Source organism: Corynebacterium sp. 2571A (genome assembly GCF_055700935.1).
Window position 1 is genome coordinate 1 of sequence record NZ_JASTTE010000002.1, and the last position, 22,320, is coordinate 22,320.

Here is a 22,320-nt window from a genome sequence, read left to right on the forward strand (position 1 = left end):
GTGGAACAAAACAAAAAAGCAAGACATCGTCATCATGTCGTGTTCGCGTCCACTATGCAGTATCTGACACAACACCCCGGACCAGACACCAACCGTGTGTCCCGGATGTTTGTCGGTGGTCAATAGCGGCAGGGAAACGCCCGGACCCATTCCGAACCCGGAAGCTAAGCCTGCGTCGCGCCGATGGTACTGCAACCGGGAGGTTGTGGGAGAGTAGGTTACCGCCGACACCAAACAACAAAAACAACTCAATAATCAAGGGAGGGCTCTCGGCCACAGGCCGGGAGCCCTCCCTTTTTCGATCCTTGGCTCTACTCTCGCGGGACTTAGTCGGTGTCGTTTGCCGGCCTGGCGGGGCGCTCGGTTGTCTGTATTGCTTTCAGGGGTGGTGATGCGACAGGGTGTCTGGCACGCTAAGCTGTAATAGTTGTTATCTACAATTAAGAAAGTGAAGTTATGACTCATTCTGCCGCTTCCCCCGTCGGCGCGTCGACCCCGGCAGTTGCAGCCCGGGCCATCGAGCTGTTTAAGCAGTACGGCGAAGGGGAAACTTCCGTTACCGCACTGGATCACGTCACCATCGACTTCCGCCAGCAGGAGTTCACGGCCATCATGGGGCCGTCGGGCTCCGGCAAGTCCACGCTGATGCACACCATGGCCGGCCTGGACTCGGCGACCAGCGGGGCCGCCCTCATCGGGGAGACGGACCTGTCGCAGCTTAGCGACAAGGAGATTACTGCCCTGCGCCGCGACCGCCTCGGCTTTATCTTCCAGTCCTTCAACCTGGTGCCGACGCTGACCGCGGCAGAAAACATCACCCTGCCGGTGGACATCGCCGGCAAGAAGGTGGACAAGGCGTGGTTCGACGAGATCACCACGCGCCTGGGCCTGGCACAGCGCCTGGAGCACCGCCCGGCTGAGCTCTCCGGCGGCCAGCAGCAGCGCGTGGCCTGCGCCCGCGCGCTGGTCTCCCGCCCGGAGATCATCTTCGGCGACGAGCCGACCGGTAACCTGGACTCCAATTCTTCCGCCGAGGTCCTGGACATCCTGCGCACCAGTGTCGACCAAGACGGGCAGACCGTCGTCATCGTCACGCACGACGCCAAGGCGGCATCGTACGCAGACCGGGTCGTCTTCCTGGCCGACGGCCGCCTGGTGCACGAGCTGGAGGAGCCCTCAATGGAGGCCATCCACCAGATTATGGCGGAGATTGAGAGCTAAGCATGGGCAAGAACAAAACCATGCGCAGGGTATCCCTGCGCAATATCCTGGCCCACAAGCTGCGGCTGGGCCTGACGGTGCTGGCCGTGGTGCTGGGCACCGCGTTCATCGCGGGCTCGTTCATGTTTACCAACTCGCTGTCCTCGACGTTCGACTCCGCGGTGTCGAACTCTTTTACCGGCGTGGACGCGGCCGTCTCCCAGAAGGAGGGCGGCCCGCTCCTTAACGCGGAGATGCGGCAGAAATTAGCGGACGACCCGCAGGTCGCCGGCGTTAACATGCAGTCGAGCCAGACGGTCGTGGTGGCCAACTCCGACTCCGAGGCCTTCCAGACCCAGGGTGGTACCTCCGCGCTGGTGCCGTATTACGCGCCCGAGGACACGGTGGGTCAGCCGGCGGAGCTCGTCGAGGGCAACGCCCCGCAGGGCACCAACGAGGTCGTGGTCAACTCCGGGGCGGCCGAGAAATTCGGCATCGGAATCGGCGACGAGGTCGTCGTGGTCCACCCAGACAAGCAGGACCGGATGACTATCTCCGGCATCGTTGAGCCGGCGATCGAGCAGGGCTCCGGGCTAACCCTGTCGATGGACGCCGAGGGCTTCAACGAGGCCTACGGTGACTCCCAGCAGCTGCGCGTGGCCGCGGCCGATGGGCTAAGCGCCGACCAGCTGGTCGACCACCTCAACGCGACCTACGAGGTCGAGGCCGAGTCCGGCCAAAAGCTGGCCGACGAGCTGTCCGAGACCATCTCCGGGGCGCTGAAGTTCGTCAATTACTTCCTCATCGCCTTCGGGCTCATCGCGCTGCTGGTGGGCACCTTCATCATCGCGAACACCTTCTCCATGATCGTCGCGCAGCGGACCAAGGAATTCGCGCTCCTGCGCGCCCTGGGCGCCTCCCGCGGCCAGATCACCGGCTCGGTGGTCATGGAATCCCTCATCGTGGGGCTCATCGGCTCCGCCCTGGGCGTCGTCGCGGGCGTCGGCCTGGTCGCCATCATCAAGGCCGTCATGAACGGCCAGGGCATGCCGATGGACGACTCGCTGGGCCTGTCCGCCTCCGCCATCCTGGTCCCGCTGGTGCTCGGCACCATCGTCACTGTGGTCTCCGCCTGGATGCCGGCCCAGCGGGCGGGCGCGGTGGAGCCGGTCGAGGCGATGCGCACCACCGAGTCCGCCGCCGGATCCTCGCTCAAGGTGCGCACCATCATCGGTGGCCTCGTCCTGGTACTCGGCGCGGCCCTGGCGGCCACCGGCGCGCTTATCGATGCCGAGACCACCCCGCGCGCCGTCCTAGTCGGCGTGGGCGCCCTCTTCGTCATCGTGGGCTTCTTCCTCGCCGGCCCGGCGCTCTCGCTGCCCATCGTGCCGGTGCTGGGCAAAGTCTTCGGCGCCCCCTTCGGGGCCATCGGCCGCCTGGCCGCGACCAACTCCCGGCGCAACCCGCGCCGCACGGCCGCGACCGCCTTCGCGCTGACCCTGGGCATCGCGCTCGTCACCGCGATCGGCATGTTGGGCGCGACGATGAAGACGTCCATCTCCAACGTGCTGGATGACAAGATCTCGGCCGACTATATCCTGGCCGGCCCGCAGTCAGGCTCCTTCCCGACGCCGAACGACACCGCCGACAAGGCCCGCGAGGCCGACGGGGTAGGCGAAGTGCTCTCGCTGTCCATGGCGCCGGTCGCCATCGACGGGCAGGCCAGCCTGGACTACGGCCCCCGCTTCCAGCAGTCCATGGTCATGGACACCAACCCGGAAAACCTCTTCCAGCTGGACGTGGCGGAAGGCAACGTCAACTTCGAGGCCGAGCCCGGCTTCATCGCCACCACCGATTACGCCGCCGAGCACAACTGGCAGGTGGGGCAGACCTACCCGATGACCAAGGCCGGCGGCATCGGCGAGGCGGTCGATGCCAAGCTCATCGGCACCTTCGAGCCGAACCAGATGATCCAGGGCTTCGCGATTAACCAGGCCCTGGTCGAGGAACTGGTCCCGCGGGACGCGCTGATTACCCAGATGGTGGGCGTCAACGCCGCCGAGGGCACCGACCCGGAGGAGCTGCGCAGCAACCTGGAAGAGGCCGTCGAGGACCTCGTGGTCGTCCAGGTCGCCACCGGCGAGGAATACGCCAGCGAGTCCGCCGGCGCCATCGACCAGATGCTCTCCATCCTCTACGCGCTGCTGGCGCTGGCCGTGGTCATCGCCGTGCTGGGCATCGTCAACACCCTGACCCTCGGCGTCATCGAGCGCCGCCAGGAGATCGGCATGCTGCGCGCCGTGGGCACCCAGCGCGGCCAGATCCGCACCATGATCACCCTGGAGGCGGTCCAGATCGCCATCTTCGGCGCGGTCATGGGCATCCTCATCGGCCTGGGGCTGGGCTGGTCCTTCATCCAGGTCATGTCCGAGCAGGGCCTCGACGAGGCCACCGTCCCGTGGGGCCAGCTGGCCATCATGCTGGTCGGCTCCGGCGTGGTGGGCGTAATCGCCGCCCTCTGGCCGGCGGGCCGGGCCGCGAAGACCCCGCCGCTGGAGGCCATCTCCTCTTAAAGCCGCCCCGCGCGGGGCTAGCCGAACCAGATTCGCTCGGCCCAGATCACCCCGCGCCACGCGGCGATGATGCCAATCGCCACAGTGATGGCCGCATACCGCAAGGCCCGCCCCCAGTGACGGGCCTTGAGCATGTCCCCCAGCTCCCGCGCAAAAGTGGACCAGGTTGACAGACCGCCGGCGAATCCGCCGGTCAGGCCCATATAGGCCACGGAACCCCACGGGCCGGCCTCCCAGCCGCCCAGGCGGAAAAACCCCACGGTCAGGCCCAGGGCGAGCGAGCCCAGGACATTCGCCGCGAAGGTGCCTCCCGGGCTGGGCAGAAGGCGCGACAGGCCGTAGCGCAGCATGCCCCCTAGAAACGCGCCCAGCCCTACCGCGGCGAGGATGAGCAGGGTGTTGAGGCTCAGCGCCGTCATGACTTCTCACCCCCGAAGTGCGCGCCGGCCAGGTACGCGCCGACGCAGCCTAGCAGCGTGGCCGCCACGTAGGCGGCCGCGGCGCCGGGGCTGAGCTCCGAGCTCAGCAGGGCGAAGGTGGCGAAGCTGGTAAATCCCCCGAGCACCCCGGTCGACCAGAAAGGCCCGGGCCGGCAATACCCCATGAGCGCTGAGCCGGCCACGTTGATGGCCAGCAGCGGCCACCACGCCTGGGCAAAAAACGCCATGAGCCCGACCCGGGCAACGGCGCCCAAGGCGGCCCCGGCGCCGACAATCAGAGCTTCGCGCATAGTCTCCTATGCTAGTGCTAGCCGCGGCAAGGCGGCTACTTCCAGTCCATCCCCTGGGCTTCGGTGAACTCGCGCACCTCGGTGAACGGGCGGTTTAGTCCCGGATCGAACTTGAGGTAGGCCTTGGTCTCGCGAGCCACCAGCCCGGAGAGGATGAGCAGGCCGATGAGGTTGGGGACCGCCATCAGGCCGTTGGCCAGGTCGGAGAAGGACCAGACCAGATCCAGCTCGGTGACGGCGCCGACGAAGACGACGACGGTGAAGAACATGCGGTAGGGCAGGGTAGCGATGGTGCCCACCAGGGAGGCCAGCGCGCGCTCGCCGTAGTAGGACCACGCCACGATGGTCGAGAAGGCGAAGAAGATGATGGACAGGGAGACGATGGTGCCGCCCCAGTGGCCGGGCAGGCCGACGGAGAAGGCGTCGGCAGTCATGGTGGCGGCGTTGTCGCGGCCTTCGTCCCAGGTGCCGGTCACCACGATGACCAGGCCGGTGATGGAGACCACGACGAGGGTGTCGATGAAGGTCTGGGTCATGGAGACGAAAGCCTGGCGGGCCGGGTGCGGTGTCTTGGCGGCCGCGGCGGCAATCGCGGCGGAACCCATACCGGACTCGTTGGAGAAGATGCCGCGGGCGACACCGAACTGGATGACCATGATGATGCCGGCGCCGGTGAAGCCGCCGGCCGCCGAGGTACCGGTGAAGGCGTCGGTGAAGACCGTGGCCAGGGCCTCCGGCAGCGCCCCGGCGTTGGTGATGAGCACGATGATCCCGCCGACCACGTAGATGATGATCATCAGCGGCACGAAGGCGGAGGTAATGCGGCCGATGGCCTGGATGCCGCCGAGCAGCACCGCGCCGATGGCGACGAACATGATGGCGCCCGAGGCGACCGGGTCGATGCCGAAGGTGGACTCCATGTTGGAAGCGATGGCGTTGCCCTGCGTGAGGTTGCCGATGCCGAAGGAGGCGAAGACCGCGAAGATGGCGAAGGCCACGCCGAGGATCTTGCCCAGGGGCCCGCGGATGCCGCGCTTGAGGTAGATTTGCGGGCCGCCGATTTGCTCCCCGCGGGCGTCGGTGACGCGGAAACGGACGCCCAAGTAGGCCTCCGTGTACTTGGTGATCATGCCGACCAGGCCGGTGACCCAGATCCAGAACAGGGCGCCCGGCCCGCCGATGGACAGGGCCGTGGCCACACCCACGATGTTGCCGACACCCACGGTGGCGGCCAGCGCCGTGGTCAGCGCCTGGTAGTTCGTAATATCACCGTCGGTGGAATCATCCGAGTCGTCGCGGCTGAACACCGCGCGCAGGGAACGGCCGAGGGTGCGAAACTGCAGGCCGCCCATGCGGATGGTCAAAAACAGGCCGGTCAACAGCAGCAGGGGGATAAGGAAGAACGGGCCCCAGACGACGGAGCCCACCGAGTCGAGCAAATTCTGTAACGAGTCCATTCTTGGAATGTACCCGCCGCCACACTGATTTGTGACCTAAATGACAAAAGAGGTGTGCGGCGGGGGTAAAAGGCAGGTGTGCTCACGCTGCGCGCCGCGGCCGCGCGGGCGACAATGAAGGCGCAAGGGCCCGTGCCAGCACTGGCCTCCCTAAACCGCGACGAGAGGAACCCGCCATGGCCCACCCCCGCGCCGGAGCGCCGGCCCGCCCGGAAGACCGCGACGACATCGCCCACGTGGTGACCTCCTACTATGCGCTGCGTCCCGACGTCCGCACCCCGGGCCAGGAGGTGGTCTTCGGCACCTCCGGCCACCGCGGCAGCAGCCTGGACGCGGCGTTTAACGAATGGCATATCTGGGCCATCACCCAGGCCATCGTGGACTACCGCGCCGAACACGGCATCGCCGGCCCGCTGTTTATCGGCCGGGATACCCACGCTCTCTCCGAGCCGGCGGTGGTCTCGGCGCTGCAGGTCCTCGTCGCCCGCGGGGTGGACGTGCGGGTCGATGCCCGCGGCGGCTACACCCCGACCCCGGCGGTCTCCCGCGCCATCGTCACCCACCCGGGCAGCGACGGCATCGTGGTCACCCCGTCCCACAACCCGCCGCGCGACGGCGGCTTCAAGTACAACCCGCCGACGGGTGGCCCGGCCGACTCCGCGGCGACCGACTGGATAGCCGACCGTGCCAACGGCTACCTGCGCGCCCGCCTCGAGGGCGTCGAACGGGCCGACGTTGCCGGGGTAACGGACCCGGGCCTGGCTACCTACGACTTCCTGGGTTCCTACGTCGACGACCTTGACAAAGTGGTGGACCTGCGAGCCATCGCCAAGGCAGGCGTACGCATAGGCGCGGACCCGATGGGCGGGGCGGCGGTGGACTACTGGCCGGAGATCGCCCGGCGCTACGGGCTGCAGCTGACCGTGGTTAACCCGCACGTGGACGCCACCTTCGGTTTTATGACCCTGGACAAGGACGGCCAGATCCGGATGGACTGCTCCTCCCCGGCGGCGATGGCCTCGCTGATTGCCAACCGGGAGACCTACGACATCGCCACCGGCAACGACGCGGACGCGGACCGGCACGGAATCGTCACCCCGGACGCCGGGCTGATGAACCCCAACCACTACCTCGCGGTGGCCGTGGACTACCTCTTTTCGCACCGCCCCGACTGGGAAGGCGCCGGGATCGGCAAGACCGCGGTGTCCTCCTCGCTCATCGACCGGGTGGCGGGCCGCCTGGGACGGGAGCTGGTGGAGGTCCCCGTCGGCTTCAAATGGTTCGTGCCGGGGCTGCAGGACGCCTCCCTGGCTTTCGGCGGCGAGGAATCCGCCGGCGCGTCCTTCCTCTGCTTCGACGGCAGCACCTGGACCACCGATAAGGACGGCATCATCATGAACCTGCTCGCCGCCGAGATTCAGGCGGTGACCGGGCAATCGCCGTCCCAGTGCTACCAGGAGCTGACCGAACAGCTGGGCAGCTCCGCCTACGCGCGCATCGACGAGCCCGCCGACCGCGCCGCCAAGGCCGTTCTCAAGGGGCTGAGCCCGGACGCGGTCACGGCGACGCAGCTGGCTGGGGAGGAAATCCGTGCCAAGCTCACCGAGGCCCCCGGCAACGGCGCGGCCCTGGGCGGGCTCAAGGTGGTCACCGAAAACGCCTGGTTCGCCGCGCGCCCCTCGGGCACCGAGGACAAGTACAAGATCTACGCGGAGTCCTTCCGGGGTGAAAAACACCTGGAACAAGTCCTGCAAGAGGCTGTCAATGTGGTCAAGGACGCATTGAGCAGCGCCGAGTAATGTGTAAACTGTTCAAGCGTGAAGAAACTCGATAAAAGCCTGATTCTCGACCTGCTAAGCGCCTTCGCGCGCTTCTTCATGGCCTATATCTGGATCGCCGCAGGTGTGGAGAAACTCAACAAGCACTTTACGATGACCCAGACCATCGAGGCTTATCAGATCTTCACGCCGGAATGGTCGCACTACCTGGCCTATCTCATCGGCCCGCTGGAAATCGCCGGCGGCGTCCTGCTGCTTCTGGGCCTGTTCATGCGCCCGGCAGCCAAGGTGGGCATCATCGTGCTCGTGCTATTCATGATCGGCATTGGCCAAGCCTGGGCCCGCGGACTGGACATCGACTGCGGCTGTTTCGAAGTCGATCCGGCCAACACCGACCAAGTCATGGACTACGTCAAGACACTGGGGCGCGATCTCTTCTTCCTCGTGCTCATGGTCTGGATTTGGGTGCGTCCGTTCAAGAAGTTCGCAATTTACCCCTAAGGCCAGCTTGGGTAGGCTATTCCCAGGTGCAAAGACCGCAAACAACCCTAAACCAAGGATGAGTGGAGTAAGTGAGTAATTCTCGGAAAGTCACGGACCCGAACGCCAGCGGCAAGTCCGGGTTCCTGTGGGGCCTGGTAGCCCTGCTGGTCATCGTCGCCGTCGTCATCGGCTACATCATCTGGAACGGCCAGAGCGCGAAGACCGACGAGCTGGCCGACCGCGCCGTCGACGTCAACATGGACATGCAGTACGAGGACCACTCCGTGGTGCTCAAGTCCGCCAACACCAAGGACGATGCCCCGGTTGTCGACCTGTACGAGGACTTCTCCTGCCCGCACTGCGCGGAGCTGGCAGTCGCCTCCGACGAGAAGATGGCCCAGGCCATCGAGGACGGCAAGATGATCGTCCACATCCGCACCCTGAACTTCATGGACGGCCAGGACGATCCGGAAAAGCTTGACGGCTACTCCACCCAGGCGGCCACCGCGGCCCGCGCCCTGGCGGAAGACGGCGACGTCCACGCCTACTGGAACCTGCGTAAGGTCCTGCTCGAGGATCAGCAGGATGTCGCCCGCCAGTGGGGCGCTGAGGAAATGGCTGACGCCGCCAAGGCTTTCGATGCCTCCGGCGACGCCGTAGACAAGATTAAGGGCATGGATCTGAGCGCCGGCCAGGAATTTGCCGCCGCCAACTACCACAAGCTGGAGAAGGACACTGGTTCCGTGTCCTCCCCACGCATCTTCGTCGATGGTGAAGAGCTGGAGCTGACCTCCGATCTGGGCGCCTGGGTCGACCAGGTAGCCAAGTAGGCTCGGCCGGAGAAAAATTAGCTCACGCTGGCGATTTGGTTCGCGCCTTCGCCAGCGTGTAGATTAATACGAGTTGCCGCACCAGGTACCGCACGGTGTCCAGGTGCACGGCATACGGGGCTATGGCGCAGCTGGTAGCGCACCACACTGGCAGTGTGGGGGTCACGGGTTCGAATCCCGTTAGCTCCACTCCACAACTTCATACCTGGTACTTCCGCAGTACTTTGGGGCTATGGCGCAGCTGGTAGCGCACCACACTGGCAGTGTGGGGGTCACGGGTTCGAATCCCGTTAGCTCCACCAATTTTTACAACCCGGGTTCGGCTCAGCTGGCCCGGGTTTTTGCTGTGCCTGCCCGCGCGCCCGGTTCGCCGGGGTGAGATTTGGTTAGGATGGTGGGATGGCTACTTTTACCAAGGACGTTGCCCAACCCGACCAGGCCGGGGCGGAGGCCGCGGGCCTGCGCTGGCTGCACCAGGCGGTGCCGGAGGCCGTCGTGGAGGTCGTAGAGGTAGGACAGGGCTACCTGCGCACTGAGCGGGTGGAACCGGCCGCCCCCACGGCGGAGGCGGCGCGCGAATTCGGCCGGCGCCTGCGCCGGATCCATGCCGCCGGGGCCGAGGCCTTTGGCTGCCCGCCTGCGGGCTGGGAGGGCAAGAACTTCATCGGCCGCGTCGAACAGGACTGCCTCCCGAGTGATTCGTGGGGTACCTTCTACGCCCAGCAGCGCGTGCTGCCCTTCGCCCGCGGGGCGGGCCTTTCCGCCGGTGACTTGGACACGGTGGAGCGGGCCTGCCAGGCCATCGCCGCGACTGACTTCGACGTGGAACCCGCCCGTATCCACGGCGACCTGTGGGCCGGCAACCTGCTGTTTAGCGAGGGCGGCGCCGTGGTCATCGACCCGGCGGCCCACGGCGGGCATCCGCACACGGACCTGGCGATGCTGGAGCTTTTCGGCGCCCCGTACTTGGACGAGATTCTGGCCGGCTACGGCGATCCGAAGGTCGACTTCGACCTGCACCAGTTGCACCCGCTGGCGGTGCACGCCATGACCCACGGGCGGGCCTACCAGCGCCCGCTGGTCGCGGCCGCGCGCGGCGTGCTCGAGCGCTACTAGGCGCGGGGGAGGAGCTATAGCGGGCGAGGGCCCTGTGGCATCTGGCGCTTGTGTGCGCCGGCGCGCCAGAGGCGCTCGATGGTGGCGGCGGCCGCGGAGGGGACCGGCTTGCCCTCCAGGTAGTCGTCGATGTCGGAATAGCTAACGCCCAGCGCCTCCTCGTCCGGCAGGCCCGGCTTGTTGTCTTCCAGATCGGCGGTGGGCACCTTGGCCCAGGTCGAGCGCGGCGCGCCGAGGTGTACTAGCAGTTGCGCGCCCTGCCGCTTGTTGAGGCCGGCGAGCGGGAGGAGATCCGCCGCACCGTCGCCCCATTTGGTGAAGAACCCGGTGACGTTTTCCGCGGCGTGGTCGGTGCCGATTACCAAGAGGTTCTTCTCGCCGGCCACGGCGTACTGGGCGACCATGCGGAGGCGGGCCTTGACGTTGCCGCGGTTGAAGTCGCCGAGCGCGTCCTGGCCCAAGGAATCGGCCGCGGCGGCGGAGAGGGCATCGGTAGCCGTGGCGATGTCTAAGTCCAAGCGGTGATCGGGCTGGATGAAGTCCAGGGCCACCTGGGCGTCGTCCTCGTCGACTTGCTGGCCGTAGGGCAGGCGCACGGCCCAGAAGGCCGCGCCGTCGACCTGCTCGCAGGCCAGCTGGGCTAGCCGGCCGGCCAGGGTGGAGTCCTGGCCGCCCGAAATTCCTAGGACGTAGCCTGCCGCGCCGGTGGTTTCGAGGTAACTAACCAGGAAGTCGACGCGCTGTTCGACCTCTTTTGCTGGATCGATTAAGGGCCGGGTGTGCAGGGCTTTTATGATTTCGGACTGGGTGGAGTTCGGATCTGGTGACATGTGCTTCATCGTAGTGGAGTGCGACAATGTGGGACGTGAAACAAAGTTCTTATATTAAAACGGTGGCGACGGTAGCGGCGCTGGGCGGCTTGCTCTTCGGCTACGACACCGGCGTGATGAGCGGTGCGTTGCTGTTTATTTCCCCCGAGTTCGGGATGAGCGCCCACGAGGAGGGCTGGGTGACCTCGGCGCTGCTCATCGGTGCCGCCATCGGTGCGCTCAGCGCCGGCCGCGTGGCGGAATCCCTGGGGCGGCGGCGGACGCTCATCCTGGGCGGCGTCGTCTTCGTGGTGGGCTCCATGTGGTGCGCGCTGTCCGGCTCGGTGATGATGCTGGCGGCCGCGCGGGCCTTCCTGGGCCTGGCGGTCGGCGCGGTCTCCATCGTCTCGCCCATGTATATCTCGGAGATGGTGCCCACGGCCGTGCGTGGCAAGCTGGTCTCGCTCAATACCTTGATGATCGTGGTGGGGCAGCTGCTGGCCTACCTGGTCAACTCCGCGCTGGCGGGGCTGGGCAGCTGGCACCTGATGTTGGCGGCCGCGGCCATCCCGGGCGCGGCGCTCGCGGTGGGCATGTGGTTCCTGCCGGATACTCCCGTCTGGTTGGTCGCCCGCGGCCGCACCGAGGATGCGCACCGGGTGGCCGGCCGGGTCGGGCTGGAGCTGGACGAGGTCGCCGACAGTCAGCACCACCAGACCGACGGTAGCGAGTTTTCGCGGCTGAAGTCTGCGCGCTGGCTGCAGGTGACCGTCCTGCTGGCCATGCTGATGGGCCTGACCCAGCAGATTACCGGCGTGAACGCGATTGTTTATTTCGCGCCGACGATGATGAACCAGGTGGGGATTTCCACCCAGAACTCGGTCTATACCTCGATGGTCATCGGTGCGGTCTCCGTGGCCGCGTGCTGGGTGGGGCTCAAGGTGGTCGACCGGGTAGGCCGCAAGCGTCTGCTGCTCATCGGCCTGGGCGGCAACGTGGTCTCCCTGTTCGCCCTGGCCGTGGTCTACGCGCGGGCGGAGGGATCCGTGGTCTTCGCCGGCCTGTCGCTGGTGCTGATGGCTAGCTTCATCGCCTTCCAGCAGGCGGCGGTCTCGCCCACGACGTGGCTGCTGATTTCGGAGCTGGTGCCGGTGGGCATCCGCGGCATCGGCATGGGGATTGCCGGGCTCAGCCTGTGGGCGACCAACTGGGCCGTGGCCCAGTACTTCCTGCCGCTGGTGGAGTGGCTGACCGGCCCGTGGGCCTTTGCGCTCTTCGGGTGCCTGGGGCTCGTGGCCATCGGCTATACCCGGGTGCTGGTGCCGGAGACCATGGGGCGCAGCCTCGAAGAGGTCTCTGCCGACCTGCGGCGGCGCTACCAACCCCAGGAGTGAATTTTGGGGTCTGGGGCAACGTACGGTAAAGTGTTTCCCCGTGTCAGTGCTGAGGTTGCTCAGCACGTTCTTTGTTATAGATTCAACCGCATTTTTATTGCGCATTCAGAAAGGAGCGCCCGATGAAGGTCCGCAAGTCGCTTCGGTCGCTGAAGAAGAAGCCGGGCGCCCAGGTTATTCGCCGCCACGGCAAGGTCTTCGTGATCAACAAGAAGGATCCGCGTTTCAAGGCTCGCCAGGGCTAGTCTGAACCGGAAGCGCGAGAGCCGCTCCCCGTCGCACCAATAGTGCAGTACGGGGAGCGGCTTTCTGTGTTGCGGGGTAATTACACCTTTGTAAGTGAATTATCTCACAATGCCTCGGCTCGTCCTGCGGAAATGCCAACGGTGTAGTTACGTCGTTGGTGAGCGCCGGCCTAGATGTGGGGCTTGAGCTTCAGATGTCCTGCGGATATCCCGCGCGGGAGCACAAGATATTGTGTCTGTTGCGGGTTATTGCCCCAAAGTATAGTGTTGTCGGTGTTGCTCCGGCGGGCCTAGGCGCCGCCCTGAGAGGGCGTCGAAGAGTGCGCAACGCGCTCTGCAGCCAGGCCGGAGAAGAAGGAATCTGCCTCCCCGAAACGGATTAAGGAACCTGCCACCATGTCTATCAAGCTCTACACCAAGCCCGCCTGCATGCAGTGCAACGCCACCAAGAAGGCGCTGGACCGTGCCGGCCTGGACTACGAGTCCGTAGATATCTCCCTTGACGACGAGGCCCGTGACTACGTCATGGCCCTGGGCTATGTCTCCGCCCCCGTCGTGGAAGCTAATGGTGAGCACTGGTCCGGCTTCCGCCCGGACCGCATCAAGGAGCTGGCTACCCTGGCAGCCTCCGCGTAACTAGGGGCCGAAGATATCCATGTTGGTCGTGTATTTTTCTTCCGCTACGGAAAATACGCGCCGCTTCGTGGAGAAGCTGGGCTTCCCCAATGCGCGTATTCCGCTGCGGCTGAACGATGAGCCGCTGACTGTCAACGAGCCCTACGTCTTGGTCTGCCCGACCTACGGCGGGGGAGCGTCCATCAACCACCAAAACTCCCGCCCGGTTCCCCGGCAGGTCATTCGTTTCTTAAACGATGAGCACAACCGGAGCCTCATCCGTGCGGTTATCGCGGGAGGCAACAGTAACTTCGGCACCGACTTCGGGAAGGCCGGGGATGTCATCTCCGCCAAATGCAAGGTGCCGTACGTCTACCGCTTCGAACTACTCGGCAACTCCGACGACGTGGAGATCTGCCGCGGCGGTTTGCTAGCGAATGCGCAGCAGCTAGGGCTGGAGCCCGGCCTGAGCGCATAGGGCAATCTACAAACGCCGGCCGCGGGGAAGCGGCCGGACAGATAGACTTAAAAACAGGAAATATCGCGTGGGCTAGCTTGGGCGGTTGGCGGTCGCGTCTTACCTCGCGGGGACGCGGCTGGCCAACCGCCTTCGCCGGCCCGCGCCTTACGTAAAAGATGAAAGGCCTGAGTGCAGCCGTGGATAACCAGTTGGGAAAGACTGTGGCAGAGCCGGTTAAGCCGGAAGAAAAACTCGATTATCACGCGTTAAACGCGCTGTTGAACCTGTACGACGAAGACGGCAAGATTCAGTTCCACCAGGACCGTGAGGCTGCCAACCAGTTCTTCCTGCAGCACGTCAACCAGAACACCGTCTACTTCCACGACCTGGAAGAAAAGATCGGCTACCTGGTGGACAACCAGTACTACGACCCGACGGTCATTGAGAAGTACGAGTTTTCCGACATCAAGGACCTGTTCAAGCGGGCTTATGCCTTCAAGTTCCGTTTCAAGTCCTTCCTGGGCGCGTACAAGTACTACACCAGCTACACGCTGAAGACCTTCGACGGACGCCGCTACCTCGAGCGCTTCGAGGACCGCGTGGCCATGACCGCCCTGTTCTTGGCCGACGGCGACGTCGACTTCGCCGGCAAGATCGTCGACGAAATCATGACCGGCCGTTTCCAGCCGGCCACCCCGACCTTCCTGAACGCCGGCAAGGCCCAGCGCGGCGAACTGGTGTCCTGCTTCCTGCTGCGCATCGAGGACAACATGGAGTCCATCGGGCGCTCCATCAACTCGGCTCTGCAGCTGTCCAAGCGCGGCGGCGGCGTGGCCCTGCTGCTGTCGAATATCCGCGAGTCCGGCGCGCCGATCAAGCACATCGAGAACCAGTCTTCCGGCGTCATCCCGGTCATGAAACTGCTGGAGGACTCCTTCTCCTACGCTAACCAGCTGGGCGCGCGCCAGGGTGCGGGCGCGGTCTACCTGAACGCCCACCACCCGGACATCCTGAACTTCCTGGACACCAAGCGCGAGAACGCGGACGAGAAGATCCGCATCAAGACCCTCTCGCTCGGCGTGGTCATCCCGGACATCACCTTCGAGCTGGCCAAGCGCAACGACGACATGTACCTCTTCTCGCCGTACGACGTGGAGCGCGTCTACGGCAAGGCCTTCGGCGATATCTCCGTGACCGAACACTACGAGGAGATGGTCGAGGACCCGCGCATCCGGAAGAAGAAGATCAACGCCCGCCACTTCTTCCAGACCCTCGCGGAGATCCAGTTCGAGTCCGGCTACCCCTACATCATGTTCGAGGACACCGTGAACCGGGCCAACCCGGTCAAGACGGGCCGGATCAACATGTCCAACCTGTGCTCGGAGATCCTGCAGGTCAACTCCCCGTCGGAGTTCAACACGGACCTTACCTACCGCACCCTGGGCAACGACATCTCCTGCAACCTGGGTTCGCTGAACATCGCGATGACGATGGACTCGGACAACTTCGCCCAGACCGTCGAGACCGCCATCCGCGGCCTGACCGCGGTCGCGGACATGACGGCTATCGACTCCGTGCCGTCGGTGCGCCAGGGCAACGATCAGTCCCACGCCATCGGCCTAGGCCAGATGAACCTGCACGGCTTCCTGGGCCGCGAGCACATCGAATACGGCTCCGAGGAGGCCCTGGACTTCACCAACGCCTACTTTGCGGCGGTGCTCTATGCCTCCCTGCGCGCCTCCCTGAAGATCGCGCAGGAGCGCGGCGAGGCCTTCGCGGAGTTCCCGCAGTCCGAGTACGCGACCGGCGAGTTCTTCGACCGCTACGATCCGGCGGAATTCCAGCCGCAGACCGAGCGGGTCAAGGACCTTTTCGCCAACTCGACCATCCACACCCCGTCCGCCGAGGAGTGGGAGCAGCTCAAGCAGGACGTCGCCCGCGACGGCCTGTACAACCGCAACCTGCAGGCCGTGCCGCCGACGGGGTCCATCTCCTACATCAACAACTCGACGTCGTCCATCCACCCGATCGCCTCCAAGATCGAGATCCGCAAGGAAGGCAAGATCGGCCGCGTCTACTACCCGGCGCCGCACATGGACAACGACAACCTGGAGTACTTCAAGGACTCCTACGAGATCGGCTATGAGAAGATCATCGACACCTACGCGGTCGCCACGAAGTACGTGGACCAGGGCCTGTCGCTGACCCTGTTCTTCAAGGACACGGTCACCACCCGTGACATCAACAAGGCCCAGATCTACGCCTGGCGCAAGGGCATTAAGACCCTGTACTACATCCGCCTGCGCCAGATGGCGCTGGAAGGCACCGAGGTCGAAGGCTGCGTGTCCTGCATGCTCTAGCTGCAGCCCGCGCTGACCGCCGGTAGCGCGAGAAGGGCCCGAGGGAATCGCCCTGATTCCCCGGGCCCTTCTTTTTCTTGCCTTGCGCTTTAAACTTGGCGCTTACCAGTCGCGGTGGGAGCTGGCGCGGTTTTCGTCCAGGATGATGCGCGAGAGGTGCTCGGCGCGGTCTGGGTCGCGGTCCTGGATGGCGGCGGCGAGCTCGTGGTGGAGCTGCGTGGTGCCGGCGACCGGATCGCGCTTGGGGGAGCCGAAGACGGACTTGCCCTTGAAGATGGACAGCAGCGACGGCGCGAGCGCGGCGAACATCTCGTTGCCGGAGGCGTGCAGGATTAGGGTGTGGAAGCGCAGGTCGGTGGCCAGCTCTTCGCCGACGCGCGAGGGCGGGGAGGTCTCCAGCTCGGTAAGGCGGCGGGCGAGGGCGGCCAGCTCGGCGCATTCCTCGGCGGTAGCGCGCCGGGCGGCTAGGCGGGCGGCGATGGGCTCGACGGCCAGGCGCAGCTGGTTGAGCGAGCCGAGCTGATCGGCGCGCGTGCGCTCGGACTGCAGCCGCCAGTTGATGATGGCCTGGTCGTAGACCGCCCACTCGGTCATCGGCAGCACCGTGATCCCCACGCGCCGGGAGGAGGCCACCAGCCCCATCTGCTCAAGCGCGCGCATGGTCTCCCGGGCGACGGTCCGGGAGATATCGAAGCGGGCGCAGATATCTAGCAGGGTAAAGGTCTGGCCGGTGGTAATGGTCCCGTTGATGATCTCGCCGCCTATCTGATCGAGGACGGAGCTCAGTAGGGGAGTGGGGTGCTGGGAGGTAGGGGCAAGCAAAATCTGAAATCCTCGCGCGTGGACTGGGTCAGTGGTCGGAAAAATACGGGACAGGGACGTATCACCGGGATGTGGCCCCGGCGGTAATGAGCCCGGCAGCAGGCGCTTACGTGGATATTATCGCTGGCTACAAGGATGCGTTAACGCTTGTGGGCGGACTAGACCTGATTGTTATTTTGTAGGGGTAACCGGCCGCAGCCCGAGGTTAGGACGCCCAGCGGGGAATTGCGGGGCCTACTCGGGTATCGTGGTGGGTTGTAATACTCCCCGATCCATGAAGGTAGGTCACCTGCGTTGTCTCACGAGTACGATGCGTATGTTTCCGGCCATGACCAGCCGGTTAAGGCAATCAACTGGAATACTATTCCGGACGAAAAGGACCTCGAGGTCTGGGACCGACTGACGGGTAACTTTTGGCTGCCGGAAAAGATCCCGGTCTCCAACGACATCCCGAGCTGGAAGACGCTCACCGACAAGGAGCAGGAGACCACCATGCGGGTCTTCACCGGCCTGACGCTGCTGGATACCATCCAGGGCACCGTCGGCGCGGTCAGCCTGCTGGATGACGCCGTCACTCTGCACGAGGAGGCGGTCTACACCAACATCGCCTTCATGGAATCGGTGCACGCGAAGTCCTATTCCAATATCTTTATGACGCTGGCGTCTACCCCCATGATCAATGACGCCTTCCGCTGGTCCGAGGAGAATGAGAACCTCCAGAAGAAGGCCAAGATCGTCATGTCCTACTACGAGGGCGACGACCCGCTGAAGAAGAAGGTCGCCTCCACCCTGCTGGAGTCCTTCCTGTTCTACTCCGGCTTTTACCTGCCGATGTACTTCTCGTCCCGCGCCAAGCTGACGAACACCGCCGACATCATCCGCCTCATCATCCGCGACGAGGCCGTCCACGGCTACTACATCGGCTACAAGTATCAGCAGGGCGTGCGCAAGCTGGACGAGGCCAAGCAGCAGGAGCTGAAGGAATACACCTTCGATCTGCTCTACGATCTCTACGACAACGAGATCGACTACACCGAGGATCTCTACGACGAGCTTGGCTGGACCGAAGACGTCAAGCGTTTCCTGCGCTACAACGCCAACAAGGCCCTCAACAACCTGGGCTACGAGGGCCTCTTCCCGGCGGACGAGACCCGCGTGTCGCCGTCCATCCTGTCCTCGCTGTCGCCGAACGCGGACGAGAACCACGACTTCTTCTCCGGTTCCGGTTCCTCTTACGTCATCGGCAAGGCGGAGGAGACCACCGACGACGACTGGGACTTCTAAGAAGCTCCGCAGTTCCCGACACCCCCGGCTGAGACGTCAACCGAAAGGATGACGTATCACGGGGGTGTATTTTCGTCTCTGCACCGGCGGCGAAGCGGGGCTGGCGCGGGAAATATTGTGGGCTACACCACGTTCGCTCGCGGGCGGGTTCCGGGCTGGCAAAAATCTAAGCCCAATTTACTGCGACAATGCCGCCACACGAGCCACACGAGGCCACTCAGCTGCGAATTCGAGTCTTAGAAACAGCTGGCAAAGTGGGGTGGAGTTGGCCTAGGATTAGGCGGTGTAAAACTTTTAAGCGCTTGTATGGCATAAAGCTGGCAAGCGCTTGCTAGTCAGGAGGATATAAATGACCGCTGTGGCGCCACGGTTGGACGACTACGTCCAGCCTTCACGTCCAGAGCCGACGGGGCACGCTAAGACCGGCTCCAAGGCCTGGATGATGTTGACCACCACTGACCACAAGCAGCTGGGCATCATGTACCTGATCATGTCGTTCAGCTTCTTCTTCCTTGGTGGCCTAATGGCACTGCTGATCCGCGCTGAGCTGTTCACGCCGGGTCTGCAGTTCCTGTCCAACGAGCAGTTCAACCAGCTGTTCACCATGCACGGCACTGTGATGCTGCTGCTGTTCGCAACCCCGGTTGTCTGGGGCTTTGCTAACTACATCCTGCCCCTGCAGATTGGTGCGCCGGATGTGGCCTTCCCGCGTCTGAACGCCTTCGGCTTCTGGATCACCACCATCGGTGGTGTCGTGATGCTGGCAGGCTTTTTGACCCCGGGCGGCGCTGCCGACTTCGGCTGGACCATGTACCTGCCGCTGGCGGACTCCGTCCACACCCCGGGCATCGGCGCTGACATGTGGATCGTCGGCGTCGGCGCTACCGGTGTCGGTACCGTTGCTTCCGCCATCAACATGGTCACCACCGTGCTGACCCTGCGTGCGCCGGGCATGACCATGTTCCGCATGCCGGTGTTCACCTGGACCATCTTCACCGCTTCCGTGCTGGCCCTGATGATCTTCCCGCTGCTGCTGGCTGCGGCACTGGGCGTTCTCTACGACCGCAAGCTGGGCGGCCACATCTTCGACTCCGCTAACGGCGGCGGCATCCTGTGGCAGCACCTGTTCTGGTTCTTCGGACACCCGGAGGTCTACGTTCTGGCCCTGCCGTTCTTCGGCATGGTCTCCGAGGTCGTGCCGGTCTTCGCTCGCAAGCCGGTCTTCGGCTACGTCGGCCTGATTTTCGCTACCCTGTCCATCGGTGCGCTGTCGATGGCCGTCTGGGCTCACCACATGTTCGTCACCGGCGCGGTCCTGCTGCCGTTCTTCTCGTTCATGACGTTCCTGATTGCGGTTCCGACCGGTATGAAGTTCTTCAACTGGGTCGGCACCCTGTGGAAGGGCCACATCACCTGGGATACCCCGATGATCTTCGCCATGGGCTTCATGGCCACCTTCCTCTTCGGCGGTATGACCGGCGTTATGCTGGCCTCCCCGGCACTGGACTTCCACCTGGCTGAGTCCTACTTCCTGATTGCTCACTTCCACTACACCCTGTTCGGTACCGTGGTCTTCTCCGCCTTCGCGGGTCTGTACTTCTGGTTCCCGAAGATGACGGGCCGCATGCTGGATGAGCGTCTGGGCAAGATTCACTTCTGGCTGACCTTCATCGGCTTCCACGGCACCTTCCTGGTCCAGCACTGGGTCGGCAACATGGGTATGCCGCGTCGTTACGCCGACTACCTGGAGTCCGATGGCTTCACCATCTACAACCAGATCTCGACCATCTTCTCCTTCGTGTTGGGTGCTTCCGTCATCCCGCTGATTTGGAACGTGTTCAAGTCCTGGCGCTACGGCGAGATCGTCACCGTCGACGATCCGTGGGGCTACGGCAACTCCCTCGAGTGGGCCACCAGCTGCCCGCCGCCGCGCCACAACTTCAACTCGCTGCCGCGTATCCGCTCCGAGCGCCCGGCGTTCGAGCTGCACTACCCGCACATGGTTGAGCGCATGCGCTCCGAGGCGCACATCGGCGCCGGACACTAAGTAGTGTCAACGAGGCGCTGAACCCTCCTGCCAACCAAGCCACCTTCTAGGTCCGGTTCTTACCGGGGCCGCAGAAGGTGGCTTTTGGCGATCCATAGCCACGTCGCGGCGGCCAGCTCAGGGGCTGTGACCGCGGCCGCTGCCTGCTGTGGCAGGATAAAAGCTGTGGATAATCAAGCATTAAAGGACGTAGTGATTACGACCTCGGGGCCGGACAAGCCCGGGGTTTCGGCGGCCTTCTTCCGCGTGCTGGCCGCCGTCGGGGTGGAGCTGGTGGACGTGGAGCAGGCCATCTTCTCCGGCCGCATCACGCTGGCCGCCTACGGGCGCCTGGACCCGCAGCTGGTGGAGAAGGCCGAGGCGGGACTGCGCAACACGCTGAGCATCTACCAGCACACCGTTAGCGTCGAGGTGGGCACGGGGCGTACTCCGCGGCCGCGCTCGACCCACGTCGTGGTCATCATGGGGGCGACGGTGACCGCCGAACAGATGGCTGCGCTGGCGCAGGAGCTAGCCAACTTCGACACCAACATCGACCGCATCCGCGGCCTGTCCCAGCAGCCCCTGACCGGCCTGGAGCTGGCCGTGACCGTGGGCGGCGACGCGGGCACGCTGCGGGCCCGGCTTGCCGAGCTGGCCGGGCGCCTGGGCGTCGACCTGGCCATCGAGGAGGCGGGCCTGCACCGCCGCGCCAAGCGCCTAGTCTGCTTCGACTGCGACTCGACGCTGATTACGGGCGAGGTGATCGAGATGCTGGCCGCCCGCGCCGGCCGCGAGGCGGAGGTCGCCGCGGTCACGGAGCGGGCCATGCGCGGCGAACTCGACTTCGCCGAGTCCCTGCGGGAGCGCGTCAAGGCCCTGGGCGGGTTGGCCGAGTCCGTGCTGGCCGAGGTCGCCGAAGACATCGAGCTCACTCCGGGCGCGCGCACCACGGTGGCCACGCTGAAGCGCCTGGGCTTTAGGGTCGCGGTGGTCTCCGGTGGGTTTACCAAGGTCCTCGAGCCGCTCGCCCGGGAGCTGGATCTGGACTACGTACGGGCCAACACTCTGGAAGTCCGCGACGGGAAGCTCACCGGCGAGGTGACCGGGAAGATCGTCGACCGCGCCGCGAAGGCGGAATACCTGCGCGAATTCGCCGCGGACTGTAGCGTGCCCATGTCGCAGACCGTCGCGGTCGGCGACGGGGCCAACGACATCGACATGCTGAGCGCGGCGGGCCTGGGCATTGCCTTTAACGCCAAGCCGGCGCTCAAGGAGGTGGCCGACGCCCAGGTCAACCACCCGTACCTGGACGAGGTCCTGCAGCTGCTGGGCATTCCGTCCGCCGAGATCGTGGAGGACTAGGGCATGGGCGCCGAGCAGGCTATCGATGCCTCCTTTAGCACCGCGCACCAGCGGCTCAAGGATTCCTGTAGTTCGCGGGACTGGCACCGCGATAGGGAAGACCCCGACCAGCCGGAGACGGTCCAGGCCATGCAGATCGCGCTGAACCTGCCCAAGCAGGACACCCCGGCCCGCCACCGCGTGCTGGAGGCGGCCGCGCGGGCGGTCGTGTCCGTCTGCCTGGACGAGCGGGCCGGCGGCGATACCGCCTTCGCGGCGGCCCTGGGGCGCTGGTACGGCCACCGCATCCGCAAGGTCGCCCGCCGCAGCCGCAACAAGGCCTGGAACGACGTGCAGGCCCTGCCCGGCGTGACGGTCGACGTGGCGCGCGCGTTTGTGCCCTCGGCGGTCAACGAGGTGGATCCGCTCATCGGCAAGCTGCAGATTGGCCACACGGACCTGCCAGCCGACCATCCGGGGGAGCCGTTAGGCGATGCCCCGGTTATCTACGTGGACGCCTCCCTCGGCATGAGCGCCGGCAAGGCCGCCGCCCAGGTGGGCCACGGCTCCATGTTGCTGGCCGCGAGCCTGGATACCCAGGCGGCGTGGGAGTGGAAGCAGGCCGGCTTCGCCTTGAACGTGCGCGAGGTCGACCACGCCACCTTCGAGCGCGCGGCAAAAGAACCCGGGGCGGTGGTCGTCGTCGACGCCGGGTTCACCGAGATCGCGCCGGATTCGGCCACGGTCTGCGCGCTGTGGCGCCCGCTAGGCGCCCAGTAGCCCCGGGTAGCTAT

20 protein-coding genes, 2 tRNA genes and 1 rRNA gene are annotated in these 22,320 nt (G+C 65.0%); 18 read left to right on the forward strand and 5 right to left on the reverse strand.

Going from position 1 to position 22,320, the window contains the following annotated elements:
- Positions 1–111 precede the first annotated feature (111 nt).
- From rrf to QQS53_RS03330, 3 genes are all read left to right on the forward strand, one after another.
- Positions 112–230 (forward strand): 5S ribosomal RNA (rrf, locus tag QQS53_RS03320).
- Positions 231–456: 226 nt separating this feature from the next.
- The gene (locus QQS53_RS03325; RefSeq protein WP_472774519.1) at positions 457–1,221 is read left to right on the forward strand and encodes an ABC transporter ATP-binding protein; all 765 of its coding nucleotides are present in this window, start codon (positions 457–459) and stop codon (positions 1,219–1,221) included.
- A gap of 2 nt (positions 1,222–1,223) precedes the next feature.
- Positions 1,224–3,773: an ABC transporter permease gene (locus QQS53_RS03330; RefSeq protein WP_472774520.1), complete on the forward strand. Its 2,550-nt coding sequence runs from the start codon at positions 1,224–1,226 to the stop codon at positions 3,771–3,773.
- 17 nt (positions 3,774–3,790) lie between these two features.
- Here QQS53_RS03330 and QQS53_RS03335 read toward each other — a convergent pair whose 3' ends face one another.
- The 3 genes from QQS53_RS03335 to QQS53_RS03345 are packed head-to-tail and all read right to left on the reverse strand — an operon-like array spanning position 3,791 to position 5,960.
- Complete coding sequence (locus QQS53_RS03335) at positions 3,791–4,192, reverse strand: fluoride efflux transporter FluC (protein ID WP_472774521.1); 402 nt, start codon at positions 4,190–4,192, stop codon at positions 3,791–3,793.
- Entirely contained in the window at positions 4,189–4,503 is a 315-nt protein-coding gene (locus QQS53_RS03340; RefSeq protein ID WP_472774522.1) for a fluoride efflux transporter family protein, read from the reverse strand. Before QQS53_RS03340 ends, QQS53_RS03335 begins: the two co-directional genes overlap by 4 nt.
- Before the next feature lie 35 nt (positions 4,504–4,538).
- Positions 4,539–5,960, reverse strand: a complete 1,422-nt coding sequence (locus QQS53_RS03345) for an alanine/glycine:cation symporter family protein (protein ID WP_472774523.1) — start codon at positions 5,958–5,960, stop codon at positions 4,539–4,541.
- A gap of 176 nt (positions 5,961–6,136) precedes the next feature.
- Here QQS53_RS03345 and pgm point away from each other — a divergent pair, with 176 nt between their 5' ends.
- The 6 genes from pgm (at position 6,137) to QQS53_RS03375 (ending at position 10,167) form a co-directional block, all read left to right on the forward strand.
- The gene (gene pgm, locus QQS53_RS03350; RefSeq protein WP_472774524.1) at positions 6,137–7,759 is read left to right on the forward strand and encodes a phosphoglucomutase (alpha-D-glucose-1,6-bisphosphate-dependent); all 1,623 of its coding nucleotides are present in this window, start codon (positions 6,137–6,139) and stop codon (positions 7,757–7,759) included.
- Between the two features lie 18 nt (positions 7,760–7,777).
- On the forward strand, positions 7,778–8,239 hold the full coding sequence (locus QQS53_RS03355; RefSeq protein WP_472774525.1) for a MauE/DoxX family redox-associated membrane protein: 462 nt from the start codon (positions 7,778–7,780) through the stop codon (positions 8,237–8,239).
- Positions 8,240–8,310: 71 nt separating this feature from the next.
- Complete coding sequence (locus tag QQS53_RS03360; RefSeq protein ID WP_472774526.1) at positions 8,311–9,051, forward strand: thioredoxin domain-containing protein; 741 nt, start codon at positions 8,311–8,313, stop codon at positions 9,049–9,051.
- A 116-nt stretch (positions 9,052–9,167) separates the two neighbouring features.
- A tRNA-Ala gene (locus tag QQS53_RS03365) sits at positions 9,168–9,240 on the forward strand.
- Positions 9,241–9,277: 37 nt separating this feature from the next.
- Positions 9,278–9,353 (forward strand) — tRNA-Ala (locus QQS53_RS03370).
- A gap of 97 nt (positions 9,354–9,450) precedes the next feature.
- On the forward strand, positions 9,451–10,167 hold the full coding sequence (locus QQS53_RS03375; RefSeq protein WP_472774527.1) for a fructosamine kinase family protein: 717 nt from the start codon (positions 9,451–9,453) through the stop codon (positions 10,165–10,167).
- A 14-nt stretch (positions 10,168–10,181) separates the two neighbouring features.
- On the opposite strand, the gene nadE is transcribed toward QQS53_RS03375, so the two are convergent.
- A complete protein-coding gene (gene nadE / locus QQS53_RS03380; RefSeq protein WP_472774528.1) occupies positions 10,182–11,006 on the reverse strand; it encodes an ammonia-dependent NAD(+) synthetase in 825 nt (274 codons plus the stop codon).
- A gap of 26 nt (positions 11,007–11,032) precedes the next feature.
- Between nadE and QQS53_RS03385 the strand changes: the two genes are divergently transcribed.
- The 5 genes from QQS53_RS03385 (at position 11,033) to nrdE (ending at position 16,050) form a co-directional block, all read left to right on the forward strand.
- The gene (locus QQS53_RS03385; RefSeq protein WP_472774529.1) at positions 11,033–12,370 is read left to right on the forward strand and encodes a sugar porter family MFS transporter; all 1,338 of its coding nucleotides are present in this window, start codon (positions 11,033–11,035) and stop codon (positions 12,368–12,370) included.
- Positions 12,371–12,492: 122 nt separating this feature from the next.
- Positions 12,493–12,615, forward strand: a complete 123-nt coding sequence (gene ykgO / locus QQS53_RS03390; RefSeq protein ID WP_003847162.1) for a type B 50S ribosomal protein L36 — start codon at positions 12,493–12,495, stop codon at positions 12,613–12,615.
- Positions 12,616–13,011: 396 nt separating this feature from the next.
- A complete protein-coding gene (gene nrdH, locus QQS53_RS03395; RefSeq protein WP_290223104.1) occupies positions 13,012–13,251 on the forward strand; it encodes a glutaredoxin-like protein NrdH in 240 nt (79 codons plus the stop codon).
- Between the two features lie 19 nt (positions 13,252–13,270).
- Positions 13,271–13,708, forward strand: a complete 438-nt coding sequence (nrdI, locus tag QQS53_RS03400; protein ID WP_472774530.1) for a class Ib ribonucleoside-diphosphate reductase assembly flavoprotein NrdI — start codon at positions 13,271–13,273, stop codon at positions 13,706–13,708.
- A 179-nt stretch (positions 13,709–13,887) separates the two neighbouring features.
- Positions 13,888–16,050 (forward strand): class 1b ribonucleoside-diphosphate reductase subunit alpha, encoded by a 2,163-nt coding sequence (nrdE, locus tag QQS53_RS03405; protein WP_472774531.1) that lies wholly within the window; start codon positions 13,888–13,890, stop codon positions 16,048–16,050.
- 102 nt (positions 16,051–16,152) lie between these two features.
- Here nrdE and QQS53_RS03410 read toward each other — a convergent pair whose 3' ends face one another.
- Entirely contained in the window at positions 16,153–16,872 is a 720-nt protein-coding gene (locus tag QQS53_RS03410) for a FadR/GntR family transcriptional regulator (RefSeq protein WP_472774532.1), read from the reverse strand.
- 294 nt (positions 16,873–17,166) lie between these two features.
- Here QQS53_RS03410 and nrdF point away from each other — a divergent pair, with 294 nt between their 5' ends.
- From nrdF to QQS53_RS03430, 4 genes are all read left to right on the forward strand, one after another.
- Complete coding sequence (gene nrdF, locus QQS53_RS03415; protein WP_070769689.1) at positions 17,167–18,156, forward strand: class 1b ribonucleoside-diphosphate reductase subunit beta; 990 nt, start codon at positions 17,167–17,169, stop codon at positions 18,154–18,156.
- Between the two features lie 349 nt (positions 18,157–18,505).
- Positions 18,506–20,203 carry an aa3-type cytochrome oxidase subunit I gene (gene ctaD, locus QQS53_RS03420; protein WP_472774533.1) on the forward strand — a complete coding sequence of 566 codons (1,698 nt, stop codon included), beginning with the start codon at positions 18,506–18,508 and terminating at the stop codon, positions 20,201–20,203.
- A gap of 156 nt (positions 20,204–20,359) precedes the next feature.
- A complete protein-coding gene (gene serB / locus QQS53_RS03425; protein ID WP_472775046.1) occupies positions 20,360–21,547 on the forward strand; it encodes a phosphoserine phosphatase SerB in 1,188 nt (395 codons plus the stop codon).
- 3 nt (positions 21,548–21,550) lie between these two features.
- On the forward strand, positions 21,551–22,306 hold the full coding sequence (locus QQS53_RS03430) for a peptidyl-tRNA hydrolase (RefSeq protein ID WP_472774534.1): 756 nt from the start codon (positions 21,551–21,553) through the stop codon (positions 22,304–22,306).
- The last annotated feature ends 14 nt before the right edge of the window (positions 22,307–22,320 follow it).